This window comes from Mesobacillus sp., assembly GCF_049588175.1.
In the GTDB taxonomy this organism is placed as follows: domain Bacteria; phylum Bacillota; class Bacilli; order Bacillales; family Cytobacillaceae; genus Mesobacillus.
Genome location: NZ_JBAVFI010000536.1, coordinates 1 through 1,887, shown reverse-complemented (window position 1 = coordinate 1,887; position 1,887 = coordinate 1). Strand labels below are relative to the sequence as shown.

The window sequence follows — 1,887 nt, the reverse complement described above, 5'->3', positions numbered from 1 at the left end:
TGTCAGTGGCAAACCTGGTCATTCAGAATACCGTTCTGAAGGATTCGAAGAAATAACTTAAAGGGAAGGCCGGCACACAGTGGATGTGCCGGCCTTCCCTTTAATTTAAATATCCGCAGACACGCGGGGATATTACGGAGTGTTAGTCAGAATCAATATAAGCTTCGAATCCAGCCTTCCTTAATCTTTCTGCAAGCTCTTGTGCATTCTGCTCATCTTCAAATGCTCCCGCTTGGACCTTATAGCGTCCGCCAGCACTTTTATTCGTAGTTGGAACTGGAGACTTCGTGGCAGCAGGAGTGAGAGACGGAGCAGCTTTTGATATTGGCTGTAGTTTGAATTGATCGGCTAAAGCTTTCACAATTGCCTCTGCAACAGTTTTTCGGTACGTTTCTGAACGAAGCAATTTGGCTTCTTCCTGGTTTGTCATAAAACCGCATTCAGCAAGTACTGCATCCATTTTGGTTTCTCTGAGAACATGAAAATCAGCCGTTTTTACACCCCTGTTTTCCAATCCAGTAGAGAGTACGAGATTTCGCTGGATTTTTTGGGCTAGCTGATAGGCCAAAGGGGGTCTTGTGGGATATACATATGTCTCGATACCGCCAGTATTATTCCAGCCGCCGCTGCCATATGCATTGGCATGTATGGATACAAAAATATCCACGTCGAGACGATTCGCCTTATCCGTCCTCTCCCGCAATGATACATCTTCCTGGTCAGAATGAGAAAAATAAACGGTGACATTTTTATAATTCACCAGCAATTGCCTGGCATAGTTGGCCACTGCCCTGCTAAATTCATATTCCCTCAGTCCATCAGGACTTCGCTTACCCGGGGTGTTATAGCCATGCCCAGCATCAAGCATGATCTTCATAACAATCATCACACCTTCCAGTAAAAGATTTCTTCACCAGTATATATATGAACAAAGTTGGGAAAAGGACATAGTGAGATCCCCTGAAAGAGCTATTCATAATGTTCAAACCTATTTATTCAGCTCAAAAATATCCTCAAGCCGTTGGGCCATAAACTCATGTGCATCCTGAATCCCCAAATTATAAAACTGAGGTGCCAGCTTATCCGCAAAAAACTCAAGCATCAGCAATGCAGCCAGATCACCAAGCTCCTCACCCCGTTCATCAAGAAAATAACGCTTGATCTCCTCAATCATCACACGCTTCGTTTCCTCATCAACCCGAAAATTCTTAAGCATAAAAAACACAACCCCTTCAATTAAGTACATACCCACATTGTAGCCTAATCACAAAAAGATTTCACCGCATCACCGCACTGGGGGTCAGACCCCCAGCAATGTACCGCGTTAAAGCGCCGGGGGTCTGACCCCCGGAGGAGTAATGCGTTAATGGGGTGAAGCTTGGAACATGATTTCGACATGGTGAAGGGGATGGTTCGATTATTTCCGTGGAAATATGATTGTTTTTTAATGTGTTTCGACGTGTTTTTTTGCATTTTACAACAAAAAGGAGCTGGAACTGATAGGTTACTAGCCATTTCAGTCCCAGCTCTATGATGATTATGATCGTTGCATGGTATGAACGAATTTGTAACGATCTGCGCGATAGACAGATTTTACGAATTCGAAGGGGATTCCGTCCTTTAATATTGATGTTCTAAGAATCAGCAGGACGGGGGACCCTTTTTCGATTTCCAGAAGACGGAGCTCCTGGTCCTTGGCATTGGAAGCTTCGATTTGCTGAGTGGCTTCATGAATAACAAGGTTCAATTTTTCCTCGATATATTGATAGAGTGATTGATTGATTATGTCCTCCGTCAATCCTTTGACCAGGTTTGCCGGAAGATATGTTGTTTCAAGAGCCATTGGGACATTGTCTGCAAGACGGACTCGTTTGATTTCATAAACAG

At 43.8% G+C, this 1,887-nt stretch carries 3 protein-coding genes; all 3 read right to left on the bottom strand.

Annotated elements, in window-relative coordinates:
• Positions 1-142: 142 nt before the first annotated feature.
• Complete coding sequence (locus WB217_RS13135; protein WP_423993666.1) at positions 143-877, bottom strand: N-acetylmuramoyl-L-alanine amidase; 735 nt, start codon at positions 875-877, stop codon at positions 143-145.
• Between the two features lie 111 nt (positions 878-988).
• On the bottom strand, positions 989-1,216 hold the full coding sequence (locus WB217_RS13130) for a DUF2164 family protein (protein ID WP_423993665.1): 228 nt from the start codon (positions 1,214-1,216) through the stop codon (positions 989-991).
• 321 nt (positions 1,217-1,537) lie between these two features.
• Positions 1,538-1,887 (bottom strand): GntR family transcriptional regulator (locus tag WB217_RS13125; protein ID WP_423993664.1); only part of this gene is annotated, 350 nt, incomplete at its 5' end.